Below are 21981 nucleotides of genomic sequence, written 5' to 3' on the forward strand. Positions count from 1 at the left end.
ATCTGTGAACGGATTGCTGAACGACTAGTTGCTGGTGCTGAAGAGATGCCCGGCGTGATGCTCGGTGCATGAACGGGCGCCATGTCGGACTCGCCGTGATCGTCGCCGCCGTCTGGGGCGTGAACTTCGTCGCCATCGACGGCGGCCTGAGCCACTATCCACCGCTGCTCTTCACCGCTCTGCGGTTCCTGGTCGCGGCGGTACCGGCCGTCTTCCTGGTCGGGCGGCCGGGGGTGCCCTGGCGCTACGTCCTGGCCGGTGGGCTGGTGCTGGGCGCGCTGCAGTTCGGGCTGCTCTTCGAGGGGATGAAGGCCGGCATGCCGCCGGGTCTGAGCTCGCTCGTGCAGCAGGGCCAGGCCGTGTTCACCGCCGTCTTTGCGGCGGCGCTGCTGCGAGAACGAATCGGCCGTCGACGGCTCGCGGGGCTGGCCGTCGCCGTCGCCGGGATGGCTGTCGCGGCGCTGGACCAGGCGTCCCGTGGAGGATCCGCGCCACTGGGGGCGTTCGCCCTGGTGGTCGGTGCGGCCGCGGCCTTCGGATTCTCCAACATCATCACCCGTCGGGCCGCTCCGCCGGACGCGCTGCGCTGGATGGTCTGGGTGAGCGCGGTGCCGCCACTGCCGCTGGCCCTGCTCTCCGTGCTGACGGAGGGCCCCCGGGCCGACCTCGAGGCGCTCACCACCTTCAGTCCCGGCGCCGTCGGCTCACTGCTCTATGTCGCCTGGGGTGCGACGCTGCTGGGCTTCGGCCTGTGGGGACGGCTGCTGCGCAGTCACGACGCGTCCGTGGTGGCGCCGTTCTCGCTGCTGGTGCCGGTCTTCGGGATGTCCTCGGCGTGGCTGCTCCGCGGTGAGGCGCTCACCTGGCTCTCCGGCGCCGCGGCGGTGCTGGTGATCTCCGGGATCGCCATCGCCTCGCTCCGCCGCGCCCCGGCGGCTACGGCTGCTGCACCGGGGTGGCGTGCGGATGCGGATGCTGATGGCCGTGCGGGCCGTGATGGGGGTGGGCCTGCTCGTAGGCCTCTTCCGCCGTACGCAGCAGGTGCAGCAGGGTCACCCGTTCGGCCGAGCTGACCGGGCCGAAGTACTCCGCCGCCACCTCCTGGCGCACCGCCGCGATCTGGGCGACCGCCGCCTCGCCCCGCTCGGTCAGCTGGAGCAGGGTGGCCCGGCGGTCGTCCGGGTCGGGGGAGCGGGTGACCAGGCCGGCCGCCTCCAGGGCGTCGACCACGGTGGTGGCCGAGCGGGGGGCGATCCGCAGCCGCTCGGCGAGCTGGTTGAGGCGGATGCCGCGGCCGCCGCTCCAGGAGAGGGTGTCCAACGCGCGGCCCTGTGAGGGGGTCAGTCCGTGCGGGGCCAGCCGATGGAAAGTGGCCTTCCGCATGCGCTTGCTCGCGCGCATGATCGCGTCGGCGAGCTCGACCTCGGTGGGGATCGGCTCGGGCGCGGTCGCGGAGGGGGCGGCGGTCACGGATGGGCTCCTGCGTCGGGGGAAGCCAGGATATCGACAGAGTCGGTCAGAACCGGCGAGAGAAATAATTAGAGAGCCAGACTCATTATGCCTTAGGCTCGCCTAAGCGGCCAGGGATTCGCCTTGGCTGAATGCCGTTCGATCCTTCTGGAGTCCCCATGGCCCGCTCACACGCACGCGTTGCCACCGCCCGCCCCAACCGATACGCCAAGCAGCTCGCCTCTCACTTCAGCCGCAAGCTGGAGACCCACTGGGACGAGGAGACCGGGCAGGGCTCGCTGACGTTCGGCGCCGGCACCGCCACGATGACCGCCGCCCCGGACGCGCTGCTGCTCGTCGTCGAGGGCGACGAGGCCGACCTCGACCGCCTGGAGGACGTCGTCGGCCGACACCTGGTCCGCTTCGGCACCAAGGACGAGCTGGTCGCCGAGTGGTTCCGCGCCGACGGCACCCCCGGCACCGTCCAGCGCAAGGAGCAGGACGAGGAAGAGGCCTGAACGGCCCGGATCAGCTCAGCGGCAGTTTGAAGCCGGTGTGCGAGCCGGTGAACCCCAGCCGCTCGTAGAAGCGGTGCGCATCAGCGCGCGTGTGGTCGCTGGTCAGCTGCACCAGCGAGGCGCCGAGGCGGCGAGACTCGGCGATGGCGTGTTCCATCAGTGCCGTGCCGAGGCCGTTGCCGCGCTGGTCACCACGGACCCGGACCGCCTCGATGATGGTGCGGGTGGCTCCCCGGCGTGAGAGTCCCGGGATCACGGTGAGCTGCAGCGTGCCGACCACCTCGCCTGCCCGCTCGGCCACGATCGGGTGCTGGTTCGGATCGGCCGAGACCCGGACGAAGGCCTCCTCGTACGGAGCGAGATCGTCCGGGGTCTCCCGGCCGCTGCCGAGCGAGTCCGCGGCGAGCAGCGCCACGATGGCGGGCAGATCTGCGGCGGTCGCCCGCCGGAAGGTGATGTCGGTCATGATCATCACCCTACGCGGCGGGCCCGCCCCCGACCGGCGTTCAGCCCTGCAGCTGCGCCTCGATGGCCGTGACCAGCTCCGTCGCCTCCGGCTCGGTGCGCGGGCGGAACCGGCCCACGACCTCACCCTTGGCGGAGATCAGGAACTTCTCGAAGTTCCAGGTGATGTCCCCCGCCTCGCCGGCCGCATCCGCCGTCGTGGTCAGCGCCTCGTAGAGCGGGTGGCGCTCCGGTCCGTTCACGTCCGTCTTCTCGAGCAGCGGGAAGGAGACGCCGTAGGTGGTGGAGCAGAAGGTCTGGATCTCCTCCGCCGAACCGGGCTCCTGGCCGCCGAACTGGTTGCACGGCACGCCGAGCACCGTGAAGCCGCGCTCGCCGTAGGCCGCCTGGAGCCGCTCCAGACCCGCGTACTGCGGCGTCAGGCCGCACTTGGATGCGACGTTGACCAGCAACACCGCCTTGCCCGTGTAGTCGGCGAGGCTGGTGGACTCGCCACCCAGGGTCTTCAGCGGAATGTCGGTCAGGCTCATGTGATCCTCCGAGGAACGTGGCAGGGCTGACGCAGAGGGTAGTCGGCAGCGTTCAGCCACAACCGCGTCCTGTGGCGGCTTCTTCCCAGCTTGCGATGGCAGCTTCCCGGTCCGGGGTGTCAGCTGGGCTGCTCGCTGGTGATGATCGAGAACAGGGAGCCGTGGGGGTCGCGGACGGAGGCCATGCGGCCGACGCCGTCGAGGCTGGCCGGACCCATCAGCAGGGTGCCGCCGAGCTCGGTGACCTTGGCAGCCGTCGCGTCGCAGTCGGCGACCTCGAAGTAGGGCAGCCAGTACGTCTCCGTCTCGCCGGGGAAGTGGCCCATCAGACCGCCGAACGAGCTCTCGTCGCCGCCCATCGAGGCGACGGTGTAGACGAACTCGCCCATGTCGTTGTCGGTGACCGTCCAGCCGAAGACGGAGGTGTAGAAGGCGCGGGCGCCCTCGGCGTCAGCCGTGTGCAGCTCCGTCCAGGAGAGGGAGACCGGGACGTTGACGATGTCGAAGCCCTTGGTCTGCTGCGGCTGCCAGACGGCGAACTCGCCGCCCTGCGGGTCGGTGAGCTGGGCCATGCGCCCGAAGCCCATCACGTCCATGGCCGGCATGCGGACCGTGCCGCCGGCCTGCTCGACCGCCTTGACCGCGGCCTCGGCGTCGTCGCTGCCGAAGTAGACCGTCCAGGCCGGAGTGGCGCCCGGGTCCATCATCGGGCCGACGCCGCCGATGCGCTTGCCGGCGCTCGTGTAGAAGCCGTAGCCGCCGGCGTCGGGGCCGGCGTCCTCCTTCGCCCAGCCGAAGAGGGAGGTGTAGAACGCGTCGGTGGCCGCCACGTCCGGGGTGCCGAGGTCGATCCAGCGCGGGGTGCCCGGGGTGTAGTCGGTGCTCAGCATGGTGCGCTCCATTGGGTCGTGTCCGGTGAGCCGGTTCACAGTCTTCCGCGCCCCACTGACAATTCACCCGCTCCGGGGCGGCCTGGTCGGGAAGAATTTTTATTGGTCATTTTCGAGCTGATTCGAACGCTTTCGAGCGGCTCGTCCGCTGTCGGTGACACCGGCTACGGTGCTGCCCATGAACCAACTGGCGGTGGTCGAGGGGGTGCTGGAGCGCATCACCTTCGCCAGCGAGGAGACCGGCTGGACGGTCGCCCGCGTCGACACCGGCCGTGGCGGGGGCGAGCTGCTCACCGTCGTCGGCGCGCTGCTCGGTGCCCAGCCGGGGGAGAGTCTGCGCATGCACGGCCGCTGGGGCAGCCACCCCCAGTACGGCAAGCAGTTCACCGTCGAGAACTACACCACCGTGCTGCCCGCCACGGTCCAGGGCATCCGCCGCTACCTCGGCTCCGGGCTGATCAAGGGCATCGGGCCGCGGCTGGCCGAGCGGATCGTCGACCACTTCGGCGAGCGGACCCTCGACGTCATCGAGGCCGAGCCCGCCCGGCTGATCGAGGTGCCCAAGCTCGGGCCCAAGCGCACCAAGCTGATCGCCGCCGCCTGGGAGGAGCAGAAGGCGATCAAGGAGGTGATGGTCTTCCTCCAGGGCGTCGGGGTCTCCACCTCGCTCGCCGTCCGGATCTACAAGAACTACGGGGACGCCTCGATCTCCGTGGTCAGGAACGAGCCCTACCGCCTCGCCGCCGACGTCTGGGGCATCGGTTTCCTGACCGCCGACCGGATCGCCCAGGCCGTCGGCATCCCGCAGGACAGCCCGCAACGGGTCAAGGCGGGCCTGCAGTACGCCCTGTCCCAGTCCTCCGACCAGGGCCACTGCTTCCTGCCCGAGGAGCAGCTGATCTCCGACGCGGTCAAGCTGCTCGCCGTCGACACCGGCCTGGTGATCGAGTGCCTGGCGGAGCTCGTCACCGAGGAGGGCGTGGTCCGCGAGCAGGTCCCGGGGGAGGAGCACGACGAGGGCGGGCATGCCGTCCCGGTCAGCGCGATCTACCTGGTGCCGTTCCATCGTGCCGAGGTCTCCCTCGCCGCCCAGCTGGGTCGCCTGCTGCGCGCACCGGAGGACCGCCTGGGCGCCTTCGCCGACGTCGACTGGGCCAAGGCGCTGACGTGGCTGCGCGGGCAGACGGGGGCGGAGCTGGCCCCCGAGCAGGAGGCGGCCGTCAAGCTCGCGCTGACCAGCAAGGTCGCCGTGCTCACGGGCGGCCCGGGCTGCGGCAAGTCGTTCACGGTCCGCTCGATCGTCACCCTGGCGCTGGCCCGCAAGGCCAAGGTGGTGCTGGCCGCGCCCACCGGGCGGGCCGCCAAGCGCCTCGCCGAGCTCACCGGCGGCGAGGCGGCCACCGTCCACCGGCTGCTGGAGCTCAAGCCCGGCGGGGACGCCGCCTACGACCGGGACCGCCCGCTCGACGCCGACCTGGTCGTCGTCGACGAGGCCTCCATGCTGGACCTGCTGCTCGCCAACAAGCTGGCCAAGGCCGTCGCCCTCGGGGCGCACCTGCTGCTGGTGGGCGACGTCGACCAGCTGCCCTCCGTCGGCGCGGGCGAGGTGCTGCGGGATCTGCTGGCGCCCGGCAGCCCGGTCCCGGCCGTCCGGCTCACCCGGATCTTCCGTCAGGCCCAGCAGTCCGGCGTGGTCACCAACGCGCACCGGATCAACGAGGGCGTCCCGCCGATCACGGACGGCCTCGCCGACTTCTTCCTCTTCGCCGAGGAGGACACCGAGCGCACAGCCGACCTGACCGTCGACGTCGTCGCCCGCCGCATCCCGCGGCGGTTCGGCCTCGACCCGAGCCGCGACATCCAGGTACTGGCCCCGATGCACCGCGGCCCGGCCGGCGCGGGCAACCTGAACACCCTGCTCCAGGCCGCGATCACGCCGTCGCGTCCGGACCGGCCCGAGCGCCGCTTCGGCGGCCGCACCTTCCGGGTCGGCGACAAGGTCACCCAGATCCGCAACAACTACGACAAGGGGCGGAACGGGGTCTTCAACGGCACCGTCGGGGTGGTCTGCGCGCTCAACCCGGAGGAGCAGAGGCTCACGGTCCGCACCGACGAGGACGAGGACGTCGACTACGACTTCGACGAGCTGGACGAGCTGGCCCACGCCTACGCGGTGACCATCCACCGCTCGCAGGGCAGCGAGTACCCCTGCGTTGTGATCCCGCTCACGACGAGCGCGTGGATGATGTTGCAGCGAAACTTGCTGTACACCGCTGTCACCCGCGCCAAGAAGCTGGTGGTGCTGGTCGGCTCACGCCGTGCCCTGGGCCAGGCCGTACGTGCCGTCTCCGCAGGTCGCCGACACACGGCTTTGGACCATAGGCTGACTCGGGGGTAGGTTCCGCTGTCAGAACTTGAAAGCGAATGACCCGATTCTTTGTGACCTTCGGCTCTTTTGGGCCACCCCGCCTGCACAGGTGTAACCCGCCTGGGGGAAGGTAGGAGGGAGTCAGGGCACCCCTTGAACCCTTGAACAGGGTCATTCCGCTGGTGATGAGGGAAGACGTGAGCGACAACTCTGTAGTACTCCGCTACCAGGGCGCCGAGTACGAGTACCCGGTGACCGAGGCCACCGTCGGGAACGACGGCTTCGACATCTCGAAGCTTCTTGGCCAGACCGGCCTGACCACCCTGGACAACGGCTTCGGCAACACCGCCGCCTGCAAGTCCGCGATCACCTACATCGACGGTGACGAAGGCATCCTCCGCTACCGCGGCTACCCGATCGAGCAGCTGGCCGAGCAGGGCTCCTTCCTGGAGACCGCGTACCTGCTGATCAACGGTGAGCTGCCCAACGCGGAGCAGCTGCGCATCTTCCAGCACGACATCAATCAGCACACGCTGCTGCACGAGGACATCAAGCGCTTCTTCCAGGGCTTCCCGCGCGACGCCCACCCGATGGCCATGCTGTCCTCCGTGGTCAGCGCGCTGTCGACGTTCTACCAGGACAGCCACAACCCGTTCGACGCCGAGCAGCGCTACCTCTCGGGCGTCCGTCTGCTGGCCAAGCTGCCGACGATCGCGGCCTACGCGTTCAAGAAGGCCCAGGGCCACCCCTTCGTCTACCCGAAGAACGACCTCGGGTACGTGGAGAACTTCCTGCGGATGACCTTCGCCGTCCCGGCCGAGGAGTACGAGCTCAACCCGGTCGTGGTCAACGCGCTGGAGAAGCTGCTGATCCTGCACGCGGACCACGAGCAGAACTGCTCGACCTCCACGGTCCGTCTGGTCGGCTCCTCCCACGCCAACCTGTTCGCCTCGATATCGGCCGGCATCAACGCCCTCTGGGGCCCCCTGCACGGCGGCGCCAACCAGGCCGTGCTGGAGATGCTCCAGGGCATCAAGGCCGACGGCGGCGACGTGGACGCCTTCATCCGCAAGGTGAAGAACAAGGAGGACGGCGTCCGCCTGATGGGCTTCGGCCACCGCGTCTACAAGAGCTTCGACCCGCGCGCCCAGATCATCAAGGTCGCCGCGCACGACGTGCTCTCGCAGCTGGGCAAGGCCGACGAGCTGCTCGACATCGCGCTCAAGCTGGAGCAGCACGCGCTGACGGACGACTACTTCGTCTCGCGCAAGCTCTACCCCAACGTGGACTTCTACACCGGCCTGATCTACCGGGCCATGGGCTTCCCGACCAGCATGTTCACCGTGCTGTTCGCGCTGGGCCGGCTGCCCGGCTGGATCGCCCACTGGCAGGAGATGATCGTCGACCCGACCAACAAGATCGGCCGTCCGCGCCAGATCTACACCGGCGAGGTCATCCGGGACTACGTCCCGATCGAGGCGCGCTGACGCCTCCGGGGGCATCCCCGCAATGCAGAACGGGCCCCTACGGCCGCCACGGCGGCCGTAGGGGCCCGTTCACGTCTGCGGTGGCCCGCGGGGGCGCTGCGCGCACGGCGGGGCGCGGGGGAGGCCGCTCAACCACCCTGATCACGCCCGCGCCGTGCGCTGTCGGCCGCCCAGCGACGGCGGCCGTGCACCGGGATCCGCCGGAACCCCGGCTCTGGAGTTCTAACACAAAGTTGGGCGGACGAAGTTACGGTCGGCCTATGTGATGCCACTCTCACCACCTCCGCATATGCCGGTCGGGAGCGGTCCCATCGCCGTTCGTGGTCATGCGTGCGCCCGCAGTCCCGGGCAGCGCCCGGGCGGGTCGGGGCGACCCGGCACGAAGGGGACGAAAGCACGCGTGGTAGGAATCACGTGGCTCGAACTGCGAAGTGGGGGCGGAGATGGCCAGATCTGTCGTGGTCACCGGCGGGGGCACCGGCATCGGACTCGCGGTGGCGCGGCGTTTCGCGGAGGCGGGTGACGAGGTCACCATCGTCGGCAGGCGCCGGGAGGTGCTGGAGCGGGCCGCGACGTCGCTCGGCGCCATGGTCCGACCGCTCGTCTGCGACCTCGCGGACGCGGACGCGGTCGCGTCGCTGCTGAAGGAACTGCCGGACCGGATCGACGTGTTGGTCAACAACGCGGGCAGCAGGGAGATCGCGCCCGGCACCGGCCCGCACGGTGTCCTGGCCCGCTGGCGCGGCGACTTCGAGCGCAACGTGCTGACGGCGGTGCTGCTCACCGAGTCCGTCCGGGACCGGCTGACGCAGGGTCAGGGCCGGGTGGTGACGATCAGTTCGATCGCGGCGGTGCGGGGCGCCGACTCGTACGGCGCGTCCAAGGCCGCGCTGCACGCCTGGAACCACTTCATGGCCGCACAGTTGGGCCCGCACGGGATCACCGCGAACGTGGTGGCGCCCGGCACGGTGGCCGGCACGGAGTTCTTCGGCGACCGCCTGGACGAGGCGGAGCTGGTCCGCCGCGCGGGCAGGACCCTCGTCGGCCGCGTCGGCGAACCCGAGGACGTCGCAGCGGCGGTGCACTTCCTCGCCTCCCCGGAGGCGGGCTACATCACCGGCGAGATCCTCCACTGCAACGGCGGCGAACTGCTGGGCAGGTGAGTGCCCTCAGGGGCGCGGGGAACTGCGCGAGAAGCCAACGACGCGCGGATGGCCCTGTTCTGAGGACCATCCGCACGTGGGTGGCTGGTCGCGCAGTTCCCCGCGCCCCTGGATCGTGCAACTTCCTGCGGGAGTTCGACCTCAGGTCTGAGCCTGGAACCGCCGGAGGCGGAGGCTGTTGGTGACGACGAAGACCGAGGAGAAGGCCATCGCCGCGCCCGCGATCATCGGGTTCAGCAGCCCCAGTGCGGCCAGCGGCAGCGCCGCGACGTTGTAGCCGAAGGCCCAGAAGAGGTTGCCCTTGATGGTGCCGAGCGTCCGTCGCGACAGCCGGATCGCGTCCGCCGCCGACCGCAGGTCACCGCGGACGAGGGTGAGGTCCGCCGCCTCGATCGCCGCGTCCGTGCCGGTGCCCATCGCGAGGCCGAGGTCGGCCTGGGCGAGCGCGGCGGCGTCGTTGACGCCGTCGCCGACCATGGCGACCACGCGGCCCTCGGCCTGGAGCTTCGCGACGACGCCGGCCTTGTCCTCGGGGAGGACCTCCGCGATGACCTGCTCGGCGTCGATCCCGACCTCGGCGGCGACCGAGTGGGCCACGGCCGCGTTGTCGCCGGTCAGCAGGACGGGGGTGAGGCCCAGCTCGCGCAGGCGACGGATCGCCTCGGCGCTGGTGGGCTTGGGGCGGTCGGCGACCTCCAGGACGGCGCGGGCGGCGCCGTCCCAACCGACGAGGACGGCCGTCCGCCCGGCCGCCTCCGCCGCTGCCTTCGCCTCGGCGAGGGAAGCGGGCAGGTGCATCGCCCAGTCGGCCAGCAGGCGCTCCCGCCCGGCGACCACGGCGTGGCCGTCGACGACGCCCTGGACGCCGAGGCCGGGGACGTTGCGGAAGTCCGCCACCGGGGCGGGCGCCTCGACCGCGGCCGCGATCGCCGCGGCGATGGGGTGCTCGGAGGCGTGCTCGACGGCCGCGGCGAGCCGCAGCGCCTCGGTTCCGTCCTCGCCGTCGGCGACGTGGACGGAGACCAGTGCCATCTTGCCGGTGGTGACCGTGCCGGTCTTGTCCAGGACGACGGTGTCGACGCGCCGGGTGGACTCCAGCACCTCGGGGCCGCGGATCAGGATGCCCAGCTGGGCGCCGCGTCCGGTGCCGACCATGAGGGCGGTCGGGGTGGCCAGGCCGAGCGCGCAGGGGCAGGCGATGATCAGGACGGCCACGGCGGCGGTGAACGCCTCCGTCGCGCCGTGTCCGGTGGCGAGCCAGGTGACGAGCGTGCCGACGGCGAGGAGCAGTACCACCGGGACGAAGACCGCCGAGATCCGGTCGGCCAGCCGCTGGGCGGCGGCCTTGCCCGTCTGGGCCTGTTCGACCAGCGCGGCCATGCGGGCGAGCTGGGTGTCCGCGCCGACCCGGGTGGCCTCGACGACGAGGCGGCCACCTGAGTTGACGGTGGCCCCGGTGACGGCGTCTCCGGGGCCGACCTCGGCGGGGACGGACTCACCGGTCAGCATCGACGCGTCGACCGCCGAGCTGCCCTCGACGACCTGCCCGTCCGTGGCGATCTTCTCGCCGGGCCGGACGACGAACCGGTCGCCGATGGTCAGCTGCGTGACCGGGATGCGCTCCTCGCGGCCTGCGCGCAGCACGGCGACGTCCTTCGCGCCGAGCTCCAGCAGGGCGCGCAGCGCCGAGCCGGCCCGGCGCTTGGCGCGGGCCTCCAGGTAGCGGCCGAGCAGGATGAAGGCGGTGACTCCGGCCGCCGTCTCCAGGTAGAGCGTGGAGGAGGCGTCCTGCGGGGACAGGCTGAAGTCGAAGCCGTGGCGCATACCGGGCATGCCCGCGTTGCCGAAGAAGAGCGCCCAGACGGACCAGCCGAAGGCGGCGAGGGTGCCCACCGAGACGAGGGTGTCCATGGTGGCCGCGCCGTGCCGGGCGTTGGTCCAGGCGGCGCGGTGGAACGGCCAGCCGCCCCAGACCACGACCGGCGCGGCCAGGGTCAGCGAGAGCCACTGCCAGTTGCGGAACTGCCAGGCCGGGACCATGGCGAGCAGCACGACCGGGAGGCTCAGCGCCACGGTGATCAGCAGCCGCCGGCGCAGCCGCGCCGTCTCCTCGGCCTGGGCGGAAGGCGCCTCGGCACCGTCCGCCTCGGGCGAGGAGGTGGCAGCGGCCGGCGGCGGGGGCGGCTCGGCGGTGTAACCGGCCTTCTCCACCGTGGCGATGAGGTCGGCGACGTCCACGTCCGGCACGAAGTCGACGCTGGCCTTCTCGGTGGCGAAGTTGACCGTGGCGGAGACGCCCTCCATCCGGTTCAGCTTCTTCTCGATCCTGGCCGCGCACGAGGCGCAGGTCATCCCGCCGATGGCGAGCTCGATCCGCTGGGCGGCCGGGTCTATGCCCGGGGTGGCCGTGGTCATGCCGTTCCCTCCTCGGTGGGCGTGCGGGGTGTGGCTCAGGCGCTGCGGCCGGTGAGCTCGTAGCCGGCCTCGTCGACGGCCGCGCGGACGGCGTCGTCGGCGAGCGGCTGCTCCGACTCGACGGTGACGAGGCCGGTCTTGGCGTCGGCGTCGACCTGGAGGACGCCGGGCAGGGCGCCGAGCTCCTCCGAGACCGACTTCTCGCAGTGGCCGCAGGTCATGCCGGTGACGGTGAAGACGGCGGTGGTCATGGCTGCCTCCTGAAGGCTTGGGTCGTGCGTTCTGTCGTTCCTGATGATGCCAACACCATACCCCCCTGGGGTATTCCATCGCGCGGGGGGAGGGTGTGGAAAATCCTCGACAGTACCGAGAGTAACGACCCGTCGCTCCAGGTAGCAGAAAGCCCGCCGACCACACCCGAAGGTGTGGTCGGCGGGCATGCCGGACCAGGTCGTGCCAGGAGGAGGGGTGGGCCTACAGCAGCTCCAGCTCCGGGCGCTTCGCGGAGACGTGGTCGCCTGAGGACTCGCCGCGCAGCCTGCGGCCGACCCAGGGCAGCAGGAACTCCCGCGCCCACTGGATGTTCTCCCGGCGCAGCTCGGCGGGCGTGTGCGGGGCGGTGGGCGGCCACGGCGCCTCCGGGTCGCCGGCGGGTACGCCGAGCGAGCGGGCGGCGAGCTGGGCGACCCGCTCGTGGCCCTCGGGGGAGAGGTGCAGCCGGTCCTCGCTCCAGGCGCGCCGGTCGCGCACCGAGCGCAGCGCCCACACGTCGGCGACGGCGAGGTCGTGACGGTCGGCGATCGCGCGCAGATGCGCGTTGTACGTGGCGATCTTGCCGCGCAGGTGCTTGAGCACCGGGGTTTCCCGGGTGTCGAACCCGGTGAAGATCAGCAGGCGGCCCGCGTGCGGGGTGATCCGGGTGACCGCCTGCTCGAAGCGCTCGGCCACGTCGTCCGGGTCGCTGCCCGGGCGCAGGATGTCGTTCCCGCCCGCGCAGATGCTGACCAGGTCGGGCTGCATCTGGGCGATCTGCGGTACCTGCTCCGCGGCGATCTGGTCGAGCAGGCGGCCGCGCACCGCGAGGTTGGCGTAGCGCAGGTCGTAGTGGCCGCTCCCGGTCATCGGGCGCTGCTCGGCCAGCAGGCGGGCCAGCCGGTCGGCCCAGCCCGCGAAGCCGCCGTCGGGGCCGGGGTCGTTCAGGCCCTCGGTGAAGCTGTCGCCGATGGCCACGTAGGACGTGATCTCTGGGGTCTCCTGGGATGATCGCGATGTCGGCATGGGTCGATACTTCACTGCATGAAGTGACCTACGCCACCGTAGGTAGGCCTTGACGGAGGTGAGATGAGCCACGTCGGGTGCCGGGAATAGCGGACAGCAAACGGCCGGGCCCGCCCCCCGAGGGAGCGGGCCCGGCCGTCGTGCTCGTCGCCCAGCCGGGCGACCCGTGTCAGCGCACGGTCAGGATGTGCTGCGACGAGTAGTCGAGCGGCTTCCACACGCCCGCGCGCGGGTGCGACACGAGCACCATGCGGAGGTCGTAGGTGCCGGCCGGCCAGCCGGTCCGGGCGACACCGTCGAACGCGAGCTTGTGGCCCGAGCGGTGGGCCTCGCACAGGACGGTCTGCCAGTTGCTCCAGTGGCCGCGGTAGTCGATGCGACCCTGGAGGCACAGCTCACCGGAGTTGGTGCGGGCGTCGTAGCCCGTGCCGTACAGGTGGAAGGGCGTGTTGGCCTTCTCGGTGTGCGCGACGCTGAGCGTGGCGTAGTGCGGCGTGGCCGGGGCGGCGGAGGCGGCGCCCGCGGTGCCGGCGATGGTGGCGACCGCGGCGGCGGCCACGGCGGCGGCGCGCATGACAGTGCGCATGATGAATCCCCCCATAGATGTGGTTGTTCGTCATGACCCGTGCGACAACGAGCGCGCACGGATCATCAGGGAAAAGCTAGCCCACAGGTGGGCGGGGCCGCACCTCGGTTCGGAGGTGTGTCACGTGTTCCACGTCACCGCTTCGGCGGCTCCGGCCGGTACCACCGTTGGTGCGGCTCGAGGGGCGGCTGCGGAGGTCGCGGGCGGCGCCGTCGGCGCGGTGGCAGATCACCCTCGCGGCGGGCCCGGTGGACGATCAGCCCCAGCCAGCCGAGGCCGAGCGCCGCGACCAGGACCAGGCCGCTCGTGGAGAAGAACGCGAACAGCTCCACCTGGTGGTGCGTGGGGCTGGGCAGGTAGCCGAGCTCGAAGACGGCCCGCTGCCAGCGCGTCTCGGTGAGCCTGCCGACGATCCAGGTCGCGATGCCATGCGTGCTGTCCCACAGGGCGTGCAGGACCGAGACGCCCAGATAGGTGAGCAGCACCGGCGCGTTGAAGCGGAACCGGCCGTCTCCGCGACGCTCGTGGAAGAGGACGGCGCCCAGGATCGCCGTCCACAGCCCGTGGCCCACGGGCGCGAGGATGCCGCGCAGGATCTCCGTGGAGACCAGGTCCAGCAGCGAGTAGCCGTGCTCGGTGAGCACCGCGTTGAACGCGTAGCCGGCGCTCTCGAACGCCGCGAAGCCGAAGCCCACCGTCGCGCCCAGCACCAGGCCGTGCCGGACTCCGGCGGCGGGCGCGTTGCGGGTGAGCAGGATCAGCGCCCACGCCTTGACCGCCTCCTCGATCAGTCCTACGCCCAGGTAGAGCCAGATCGTGGATTCGAGCAGGTAGTACTCCAGGAGCGAGGCGCCGAGGACGCCGATGATCCCGCCGACCGCGAAACAGGCGACGATGCGGTCCGTGCCGAGGTCCTGGCCGTACCGCTCGTGCGCCCAGACCACGAAGGTGCCCGGGACCAGGAAGCTGCCCAGCAGCACGACGGTGGGCAGCAGGTTGTGGTTGTCGGTCCAGTAGGTCACGCCGACGCTCGCCAGCCACAGCGCGAGGCCGGAGAGGAAACACGTCCGCCAGCGGTGCGTGCGCTGGGCCGGACCTCCGGGCGAGTGGACCACCTCCTCTTTCTGCCACATCCGCGGACGAGTCGCAGCTCCGGACGGCGGTGCCGGTGAGCTCACCCGATCCGTTCCAAACGTGTCGCTTACAGGGCGTTCCGATAGATTCGCCTCGTGGCGCGCAATCGGGTCGGTCGGCAGGAGGGCAGCGCCCTGCCGTCGGTCCCGCAGCCGCTCGACGACGGATCCGCGCTGCTGGCCCTGCCGATGTGGCAGCGCCTGCTGCCCATCGGCGGCGCGATGGCCGCCGTCTGCGCCGCCGACCTGCTCGCCGGTCAGGACACCTATCTGGCCTCGCTGATGTCCGTCGTCCCGCCGCTGGCCGCGCTGCTGCTCTACCCGATGGAGGTGGTGGTCAGCAGCTGCCTGGGGCTGCTGCTGATGGTCGGGCTGACCCGCTACGACGGCCTGGGCGACGCCGACGCCCGCAAGCTCTTCGAAGGCACCCTGGTGGCCTACGCCGCGCTCACCCTCGCGGCGGTGTTCATCTCGCACTTCCGGATCGTCAGGACCAGGCACCTGGTGGCCGTCCGCACCGTCGCCGAGGCCGCGCAGCTCGCCCTGCTCCCTCCGCCCGAGCCACGCGTCGGGCCCGTGCGGGTCGCCGCCCGTTACGTCTCGGCGGTGGACCTCGCCCAGATCGGCGGCGACCTCTACGCCGTCCTGGAGACCCCCTACGGCGTCCGCGCGCTGATCGGCGACGTCCGCGGCAAGGGCCTGCCGGCCGTGCGGATGGCCTCGCTGGTGCTGGGCGCGTTCCGTGAGTCCGTCTACGACGAGCCGGAGCTGACGGGCGTCGCGCGGCGTCTGGAGCGCAGTGTCGCGCGGCACGCGGTGGCCGGGGAGTTCACCACGGCGCTGCTGGTGCAGTTCGAGCCACCGGACACGATCGAGCTCGTCCACTGCGGTCATGTCCCGGCGCTGCGGGTCGCCGGGGACGGCACGGCGGCCACGCTGGAACCGCCGGATCCGTGGGTCCCGTTGGGCCTGGCCCAACTGGCCGGGGGCAAGCCCGAGCCCTGGCGGGAGCGTTTCGCGCCCGGTGACCGGCTCCTGCTGTGCACCGACGGCGTCGTCGAGGCCCGCCGCCCCGACGGCTCCTTCTACCCCCTCGCCGCGCGCCTCCCCGAGCTGATCGCCGCGGCGGGCGAGGACCTCGACGCCGCGCTCGTGGGCGTCCACGCCGACGTCGTCCGCGCCACCGGAGGCCCCCTCCGCGACGACGCCGCGCTCATGCTGCTCTCCTGGGCGGAGCCCCGGTAGGGGTGAAGCCCCAGGGGCGCGAGGCGCTGCCGGTATGCGGCTCCGCCGCGGGGCGCGACCAGCCCCCGGCCCCCGGCCTTCGGCCGGGAGGTGCCCCCTCCGGCATGCGGATGGTCCTCACTGTGCAGGGCCATCCGCCCAGGGCGGTTGTTCGCCCAGTCTCCTCGCGCCCGTGGGCCGGCCCGCACCGCCGTAGGTGACGGTGCGGGCCTCGACGGCACTAGCGGACCGGCAGGACCTGGGTGTGCTCCTTGTGGACCGCGACCAGCGACGTCGGGTCCAGGCCCAGCAGGGCCAGGATGGTCGGGGCGATCTGCTTGGTCTGGACCGCCTGGTTGTCGATGACCTGCTGCGGCACGTACGCGCCGCTGATCACCAGCGGGACGTTCAGGTCGTCCGCGTGGGCGCCACCGTGCTCGGCGACCTTCTTGGTGCCGCCGGTGTAGACGACGCCGTACTGCGCGATGCCGAAGATGTCCGGGACGCGGGCGTCACCGGGCTTGACGCCGAAGTACTTCGCCGCGTCCGCGCCCGCGTACACCTTGGACAGGCCGCTGTGGGTGAACGCCTTCGGCGCCTTGTTGATGTCGGTGCCGTTGCCGCTCTGCGCGAGCAGGTACGCCTTGGCGAAGCCCGTCGCCGCCGCGGAGCGGTCGTTCAGCCAGATCAGCATGCCGTCGTCGTCCACCGCGTGGGCGACCAGGTCGCCGGCGGCCGGGTGGAGCTTCTTCCACGCCGCGTTCAGGCCGTCCAGCAGGGGGCCGTCGTCGATGCGGTTGAGCGCCTTCGGGTCGGTCGGCGACTGGCCGTGCTTCGCGGACAGGATGATCGTGGTGGTCTTGTCCAGGTGGCGCTTCTTGAGCTCGGCGACCATGCGGCCGATCTCGTCGCTGACGAAGTCCAGGTTCTTGATCACGAGCGGGCCGGGCACGTTCTTGGCGACGTAGCCACCCTGCAGGCCCTCCGAGGTGGGCAGCTTCTCCGCGGTGGAGACGGCCTGGAAGTTCATGCCGAAGATCGACGGCGTACCGACGCGGTCGGTGCGCTGGTGGTTGAAGCCGTCGATCTCGTTGAGGACGGCCGCGACCTTGTAGTTGTCGTACTGCTCGGTGGCCTTGTTGTCCGTGGTCCAGTCGTTGCCGGCCGGGTAGCCGTTCGCGTCGGAGTTGATCTCCGGGGTGAACAGGTCGTCGATGCCGGTGCCGGTCGGGCCGTTCAGGATGTCGTAGGCCGCGTGCTTGTCCGACCACGCGGTGCGCAGGCCCGCGTCCTGGGCCACCTCGAAGATGGTGTTGGCCTGCAGGTAGGAGTGCGGGTAGACCGGCTTGCAGGTCTTCGGGTCGACCGGCAGCTTGGCCGGGTCGATCAGGTTCTGCGGGGTGCCGGTCATCTGGAGGATCGAGCCCGGCAGGCCCTTGAGGCCCTGTCCGGCGTCGATGCTGGACTTGTCCTTGTCCAGGTCCTCGGTGAAGTCGATCTCGACGCCGGGCTTGACGCCCTTGCAGTCGGTGGTGCCGGCCGGCAGCAGCTTCGCGTTCCAGGTGTCGTCGTAGTACACGCCCGTGGTGCCGGGGCCGCCACCGGTGACCTGGGCGACCATGCCCGGGAAGCTGTCCGACGGGTTGGTGGTGCTCGCGTGCGTGTACTGCGTGCCGCCGTTCACCAGACGGGCGAGCGCGGAGTCCGGGTGCGCGGCGATGTAGAACTCGAGGTCCGACTGGTGCATACCGTCGACCGAGAGCAGGAGGACGTGGCGCTGCTCCGATGTGGACGCGCTCTTCAGGGGGGAGGCAACGGCCTGGGCGAAGAACGCGCCACCGAGCATGCCGGCGGAACCGAGCATCGCAGCAAGGCGCAGGGAACGTCGGGTCACTTCTGGGTCTCCTCGTCGCGCGCTGTTGCTCGAGTTGTCGTTCAAGTGGTCTGGGCCAGCGCAACGCCCGCGACATGAGTAGTGGCCCGCCATGGCCTGAGGGGGGACGGTTGTTGAACGGGGGACGACTAATCAGATCTCTTACCGGCTCCTTGTTCGGGACCGCCGGTCGACCGGCCGACCGTTCGGCGGTGTCGAGCACGTATCCGATGGTATGAGGATCGGTATCCGGCGCGGGGGAACTCCGGGCGCGAGGCGGGGAGTTTTCCGGCCGATCGGGGGTGGTCGGGCTGTCGGTGGGCCGTCCTATGCTGGCGCGATGGCAGCCCTCGAACCCGCGCGCAGCGCGTCCCGTGCCCACGTCGCCGGCACCGTGCCGCGCGACGCCTGGCTCTGTGTCACGTTGCTGCTGACGCTGGGTTCGCTGTTCGGTGCCGCGCTGGCGGCGCCGCCGGCGGGGGAGGGCGCGGGTGCGGCCCTCGGCGGCTTGCTCTTCCTCGGCTCCTCCGTGCACGTGGCCAGCAGCGCCTGGTTCGGGACGGTGCCCGAGGTGCGCCGGTTCATGGCAGCCCACCGTGGCCGGTACGTGGCGGCGCCTCTCGCCCTGGTCGGCGTGATGGCGCTGCTGGGTGCCGTCGTCCCGGCGGGGCCGTTCGCGCTGCTGCTGCTCGCCTTCTTCGCCTGGCAGTTCTTCCACTTCCAGAAGCAGAACCTCGGCCTGGCCGCGCTGGCCTGCGCCGCGTACGGGGCGGGGCCGCTGCGCCGCGGTGAGCGCCTGGCCCTGACGGCGTCCGGCGTGCTGGGCATCCTGGGTCTGCTGTGCCGTCCGGCCCTGCTGAGCCTGGGCGGCTCGGTGCCCCGGGCCGCGGCGGTGTTCCCCTTCGCCGCCGGGCTGTTCGCCGTCGCCGTCGGCTACGGGGCGGTGCAACTGCTGCGCCGCCGCCCGGAGGAACGGCCGTGGCAGGTGGGGGCGTTGTACGGCACCGCGCTCGGCTTCTTCCTGCCGGTCTTCCTCTTCGACTCCCCGTACGCCGCCGTCGCCGGCCTGACGATGGCGCACGGATTCCAGTACCTGGTGATGATGGGCCTGGTCGCCGGGGGTGGCTCCGCCGAGCGCATACCCAGGCTGATCTCGCTGGCCGTACTGGTCAATCTGGCGCTGATCCTGGGTCTGCTGCTGAACCTCGCCTCCCACCTGCACGGCGGAGGCCCCGCAGCGCGCGCGCTCTACGGGGCCTACCTGGGTGCGGTGATGGCGCACTTCGTCGGGGACGCGGGTCTGTGGCGGCTGCGCGACGCGTTCCCTCGTGCGTTCCTGCGCGAGCGGCTGCCCTACCTGCTGAGGTGACCAGCCTGCCGCGGGCTCAGCCGCCGCCGCAGCCACCGACCGCGCTCGCGGTCGCGCCGAGGAAGAGCACCAGCCCCACCGCGAGCGTGCCGAGGGCGACCAGGGAGACGAGCACGGCGAGAGCCGCCTTGCGACTGCGCCGCCGCGCGGCGTCCTGTCGCGCGGGCTCGGGGGCGGGCAGGTGTTCCGTCCAGATCGTGTCGGTCGTCATGTCCGTTTGGACGTGGGCGGATCCGAATCGGTTTCGCACCCGCCCACGGATTTTGACGACAGATCAGTAACGGTCGCCGGTCGGCGCCGGGAGCGCGTCGAGCTCGGCGAGGTCCGCCGCACCCAGCGTCAGCGCGGCCGCGCCCGCGTTGTCGGCCAGGTACTTGGGCGTCTTGGTCCCCGGGATCGGCACGACGTACCGGCCCTGGGCCAGCACCCACGCCAGTGCGACCTGGGCCGACGTCGCGCCGTGCCGCTCGGCGACGGCCTTGACCGTCTCGACGAGCGCCTGGTTGGCGGCCAGCGCGTCCGCCTGGAAGCGGGGCAGCGTGCTGCGCCAGTCGTCGGCCGGCAGGTCCTGCGCGCCCGAGAAGCGCCCGGCCAGGAAACCACGGCCCAGCGGGGAGAACGGCAGGAACGCGATGCCCTGGCTCTCGCAGTACGGCAGCACGTCGGCCAGGGGGTCGCGGGTCCACAGCGACAGCTCGGACTGGACCGAGGCCACCGGGTGCACGGACTGGGCCCGCTTGATCTCCTCCACGCCCACCTCGGAGAGCCCGATCGCGCGCGCCTTGCCCGCGGCGACGACCTCGGCCATGGCGCCCCAGGACTCCTCGAGCGGCACCTCCGGATCCACCCGGTGCAGCTGGTACAGATCCACGTGGTCGGTGCCGAGACGCCGCAGGCTCGCGTCGATCGCGGCGCGGATGTGCTCGGGTCGCGCGTTGCGGTCCAGGGCGGCGGAGCTGCCGCGCAGCCCGCCCTCGGGCAGGACCAGCCCGACCTTGGTGGCCAGCACGGCCCGCTCGCGGTGCCCGTCGCCGAGCGCCCGACCGACCAGCTCCTCGTTGACGAACGGCCCGTAGACGTCGGCGGTGTCGATCAGCGTCACACCGAGGTCCAGCGCCTGCCGGATCACGCCGACCGAGGCGTCGTCGTCCCGCCCGCTCGGGTCGTAGGCGTGCGACATGCCCATGCAGCCCAGGCCGACGACGCCCACGACGGGTCCGTCGGTGCCGAGCGTGGTGGTGCGGATGGTGGTGCTGCTGCTCATCTGCGGGTCCCCTGTGCCTCTGCGGATGGTTCGTGATCAAGGATAGTTGAGGTCCTCAATTTCACGGACGTAGACTCACTCCATGAGCACCAGCAAGGCGGATCTGATGGACGTGATCGCGGCCGTCGGCGGGGCGTACTACCAGGACTTCGCCGCCGTCGCGGCACGGCACGGGCTGACCCCCGTCCAGGCCAAGGTGCTGGGCGCGGCGGTCCGCGCGCCGCTGCCGATGCGCGCCCTGGCCGAGGCGCTGGTCTGCGACGCCTCGAACGTCACGGGCATCGTCGACCGCCTCGAGGCCCGCGGCCTGGTCCGCCGTGAGGCCGGTCCCCAGGACCGCCGAGTCAAGATCGTCACCGCGACGGACGAGGGCCGCGAGGCGATCCTCGCCGTGCGCGAGGACATGAAGTCCGTCCACGACGCCCTCGACCGCCTCGACGCGTCCGAGCGCGACACCCTCCACGAGATCCTGCAGAAGCTCCTCCCGGAGCTCAGCCAGGCATCTGCCCAGGGGCACTAGCCACCGGAGTGCGGGTGGTCCTCAACGTTCAGGGCCATGCGCTCAGGGTGATTGTTCGCGCAGTTCCTCGCGCCCCTGGTTCCGCCTACGCGGGAAAGGCGGGCAGGACGGTCTCGATGAGCCAGTCGTGGAGGAGTTCCTCCACCGGCGTGACGGCGTAGCGACGGACGTGGGCCAGGAAGAGTTCGGTGCTCACCACGGAGTGGCGGTGCAGGCGGGTCCAGTCGCGCAGCATGCGGAAGAACGCCTCGTCGCCGAGGGCCACGCGCAGCGCGTGGACGGTGACGCCGCCGCGCTGGTAGAGGCGGTCGTCGAACATGAGGCGGCGGCCCGGGTCGGCGAGGCGGAGGTCCTGGGGGAGCGACGCGAGCAACTGGTACGCCTTCGCCGCGCGCTCCGCCGCGCTCGCGCCGCCCGCGCGCTCGGACCAGAGCCACTCGGCGTACTTGGCGAAGCCCTCGTTGAGCCAGATGTTCCGCCAGTCCGCGACGGACAGGCTGTTGCCGAACCACTGGTGCGCCAGCTCGTGCGCGACCATCCGCTCCGAGGCCCAGCCGGGCTCCAGGTGGTTGGTGCCGAACGTGGCCATCGCCTGCGCCTCGACGGGGACGTCCAGCTCCTCGTCGACGACCACGGCGGTGTAGCGGTCGAAGGGGTAGGGGCCGAAGAGGTCCTGGAAGAGCCGCATCATCGCCGGCTGCCGGGAGAAGCCCGCGGCGAAGGCCGGGACCAGCGGGTGCGGCGCCCAGCCGAACTGGGGGACCTCCTCCGCGTCCGGGTCGTCGAGGCGGATCTGGTGCAGCTGGCCGATCGCGACGCCGACGAGGTAGCTGGAGGTCGGCGCGGGCTGGTCGTAGACCCACGTGGTGCTGGAGGACTTCACCGTCCGGGTCAGCAGCCGTCCGCCCAGGACGACCGCGTACGGCGAGGGCGTCGTCAGGGAGATCTGGTACGAGGCCTTGTCGGCGGGACGGTCGTTGCAGGGGTACCACGAGGGGGCGCCGATCGGCTGGCTGGCGACGAGCGCGCCGTCGTCCAGCTCCTCCCAGCCGATGCCGCCCCAGGGGCTGCGGACCGGTCTCGGGTTGCCCGTCCAGTGCACCTCGACGGTGAACGCGGCGCCGGGCGGCAGGGGCTTGGCCGGGCGCAGACGCAGCTTGCCCGCGCGATGGGCGTAGTGCGGGGCCTTGCCGTTGACCAGGACTCGGCCGAGCCGGAAGCCCGCGGCCAGGTCCAGGGTGAACTCGGCGAGCGGGCCGACCGCAGGGGCCGCTATGGCGTTGAGCCGGGCCGTGCCGGCCAGCCGGTTCGGGTCCGGGCGGTAGTCGAGCGCGATCTCGTAGCGGTGCACGTGGTAGCGCGGATCACCGCTGGTCGGGAAGTACGGGTCGACCTCGGGCAGGCTCACGCCGCCCGCAGCGCTGTGCTGCTGCCGGGTCTCTCGGGGAC

The 21981-nt window shown here is 71.5% G+C and carries 20 protein-coding genes and 1 pseudogene; 8 read left to right on the forward strand and 13 right to left on the reverse strand.

Annotated elements, in window-relative coordinates; genetic code table 11:
- The first annotated feature begins 68 nt into the window (after positions 1–68).
- Complete coding sequence (locus BMY61_RS21340) at positions 69–1073, forward strand: EamA family transporter (RefSeq protein WP_075004011.1); 1005 nt, start codon at positions 69–71, stop codon at positions 1071–1073.
- 103 nt (positions 1074–1176) lie between these two features.
- On the opposite strand, the pseudogene BMY61_RS47800 reads toward BMY61_RS21340, so the two are convergent.
- A pseudogene (locus BMY61_RS47800) lies at positions 1177–1401 on the reverse strand (MarR family winged helix-turn-helix transcriptional regulator); the annotation flags it as partial.
- A gap of 227 nt (positions 1402–1628) precedes the next feature.
- Here BMY61_RS47800 and BMY61_RS21350 point away from each other — a divergent pair.
- Complete coding sequence (locus BMY61_RS21350) at positions 1629–1967, forward strand: DUF2218 domain-containing protein (protein ID WP_082015080.1); 339 nt, start codon at positions 1629–1631, stop codon at positions 1965–1967.
- Between the two features lie 10 nt (positions 1968–1977).
- On the opposite strand, the gene BMY61_RS21355 is transcribed toward BMY61_RS21350, so the two are convergent.
- The 3 genes from BMY61_RS21355 to BMY61_RS21365 all read right to left on the reverse strand — a co-directional run bounded on the left by BMY61_RS21355 (position 1978) and on the right by BMY61_RS21365 (position 3852).
- The gene (locus BMY61_RS21355; RefSeq protein WP_042449331.1) at positions 1978–2433 is read right to left on the reverse strand and encodes a GNAT family N-acetyltransferase; all 456 of its coding nucleotides are present in this window, start codon (positions 2431–2433) and stop codon (positions 1978–1980) included.
- Positions 2434–2473: 40 nt separating this feature from the next.
- Entirely contained in the window at positions 2474–2962 is a 489-nt protein-coding gene (locus BMY61_RS21360; protein WP_042448971.1) for a glutathione peroxidase, read from the reverse strand.
- 119 nt (positions 2963–3081) lie between these two features.
- Positions 3082–3852: a VOC family protein gene (locus tag BMY61_RS21365; protein WP_042449333.1), complete on the reverse strand. Its 771-nt coding sequence runs from the start codon at positions 3850–3852 to the stop codon at positions 3082–3084.
- 178 nt (positions 3853–4030) lie between these two features.
- Here BMY61_RS21365 and recD2 point away from each other — a divergent pair, with 178 nt between their 5' ends.
- The 3 genes from recD2 (at position 4031) to BMY61_RS21380 (ending at position 8870) form a co-directional block, all read left to right on the forward strand.
- Positions 4031–6250, forward strand: coding sequence for an SF1B family DNA helicase RecD2 (gene recD2 / locus BMY61_RS21370; RefSeq protein ID WP_042448974.1), 2220 nt, complete (start codon positions 4031–4033; stop codon positions 6248–6250).
- Positions 6251–6405: 155 nt separating this feature from the next.
- Positions 6406–7707: a citrate synthase gene (locus BMY61_RS21375; protein WP_075004022.1), complete on the forward strand. Its 1302-nt coding sequence runs from the start codon at positions 6406–6408 to the stop codon at positions 7705–7707.
- Between the two features lie 443 nt (positions 7708–8150).
- Positions 8151–8870: an SDR family NAD(P)-dependent oxidoreductase gene (locus BMY61_RS21380; RefSeq protein ID WP_042448980.1), complete on the forward strand. Its 720-nt coding sequence runs from the start codon at positions 8151–8153 to the stop codon at positions 8868–8870.
- A gap of 141 nt (positions 8871–9011) precedes the next feature.
- Here BMY61_RS21380 and BMY61_RS21385 read toward each other — a convergent pair whose 3' ends face one another.
- The 5 genes from BMY61_RS21385 to BMY61_RS21405 all read right to left on the reverse strand — a co-directional run bounded on the left by BMY61_RS21385 (position 9012) and on the right by BMY61_RS21405 (position 14264).
- A complete protein-coding gene (locus tag BMY61_RS21385; RefSeq protein WP_042448983.1) occupies positions 9012–11285 on the reverse strand; it encodes a heavy metal translocating P-type ATPase in 2274 nt (757 codons plus the stop codon).
- 35 nt (positions 11286–11320) lie between these two features.
- The gene (locus BMY61_RS21390; protein WP_082015081.1) at positions 11321–11536 is read right to left on the reverse strand and encodes a heavy-metal-associated domain-containing protein; all 216 of its coding nucleotides are present in this window, start codon (positions 11534–11536) and stop codon (positions 11321–11323) included.
- Between the two features lie 223 nt (positions 11537–11759).
- Positions 11760–12563, reverse strand: coding sequence for an SGNH/GDSL hydrolase family protein (locus BMY61_RS21395; RefSeq protein WP_042448986.1), 804 nt, complete (start codon positions 12561–12563; stop codon positions 11760–11762).
- Between the two features lie 169 nt (positions 12564–12732).
- Entirely contained in the window at positions 12733–13149 is a 417-nt protein-coding gene (locus BMY61_RS45110; protein ID WP_161791267.1) for a hypothetical protein, read from the reverse strand.
- A 134-nt stretch (positions 13150–13283) separates the two neighbouring features.
- Positions 13284–14264 (reverse strand): PrsW family intramembrane metalloprotease, encoded by a 981-nt coding sequence (locus BMY61_RS21405; protein WP_236656052.1) that lies wholly within the window; start codon positions 14262–14264, stop codon positions 13284–13286.
- Between the two features lie 114 nt (positions 14265–14378).
- Here BMY61_RS21405 and BMY61_RS21410 point away from each other — a divergent pair, with 114 nt between their 5' ends.
- Entirely contained in the window at positions 14379–15527 is a 1149-nt protein-coding gene (locus tag BMY61_RS21410) for a PP2C family protein-serine/threonine phosphatase (protein ID WP_052438773.1), read from the forward strand.
- Positions 15528–15747: 220 nt separating this feature from the next.
- Here BMY61_RS21410 and BMY61_RS21415 read toward each other — a convergent pair whose 3' ends face one another.
- Positions 15748–17400: an alkaline phosphatase family protein gene (locus tag BMY61_RS21415; protein WP_042448992.1), complete on the reverse strand. Its 1653-nt coding sequence runs from the start codon at positions 17398–17400 to the stop codon at positions 15748–15750.
- A gap of 319 nt (positions 17401–17719) precedes the next feature.
- Between BMY61_RS21415 and BMY61_RS21420 the strand changes: the two genes are divergently transcribed.
- Positions 17720–18748, forward strand: coding sequence for a hypothetical protein (locus tag BMY61_RS21420; protein ID WP_042448995.1), 1029 nt, complete (start codon positions 17720–17722; stop codon positions 18746–18748).
- 16 nt (positions 18749–18764) lie between these two features.
- Here BMY61_RS21420 and BMY61_RS21425 read toward each other — a convergent pair whose 3' ends face one another.
- The gene (locus tag BMY61_RS21425) at positions 18765–18959 is read right to left on the reverse strand and encodes a hypothetical protein (RefSeq protein WP_042448996.1); all 195 of its coding nucleotides are present in this window, start codon (positions 18957–18959) and stop codon (positions 18765–18767) included.
- Positions 18960–19022: 63 nt separating this feature from the next.
- Positions 19023–20012 carry an aldo/keto reductase gene (locus BMY61_RS21430; RefSeq protein WP_042448999.1) on the reverse strand — a complete coding sequence of 330 codons (990 nt, stop codon included), beginning with the start codon at positions 20010–20012 and terminating at the stop codon, positions 19023–19025.
- Positions 20013–20094: 82 nt separating this feature from the next.
- On the opposite strand from BMY61_RS21430, the gene BMY61_RS21435 reads away from it, so the two are divergent.
- Positions 20095–20532, forward strand: coding sequence for a MarR family winged helix-turn-helix transcriptional regulator (locus BMY61_RS21435; RefSeq protein ID WP_042449002.1), 438 nt, complete (start codon positions 20095–20097; stop codon positions 20530–20532).
- A gap of 85 nt (positions 20533–20617) precedes the next feature.
- On the opposite strand, the gene BMY61_RS21440 is transcribed toward BMY61_RS21435, so the two are convergent.
- On the reverse strand, positions 20618–21940 hold the full coding sequence (locus BMY61_RS21440; RefSeq protein WP_042449004.1) for a M1 family metallopeptidase: 1323 nt from the start codon (positions 21938–21940) through the stop codon (positions 20618–20620).
- Positions 21941–21981 lie beyond the last annotated feature (41 nt).

It is taken from the genome of Streptacidiphilus jiangxiensis, from assembly GCF_900109465.1.
GTDB classification, from domain to species: Bacteria; Actinomycetota; Actinomycetes; order Streptomycetales; family Streptomycetaceae; genus Streptacidiphilus; species Streptacidiphilus jiangxiensis.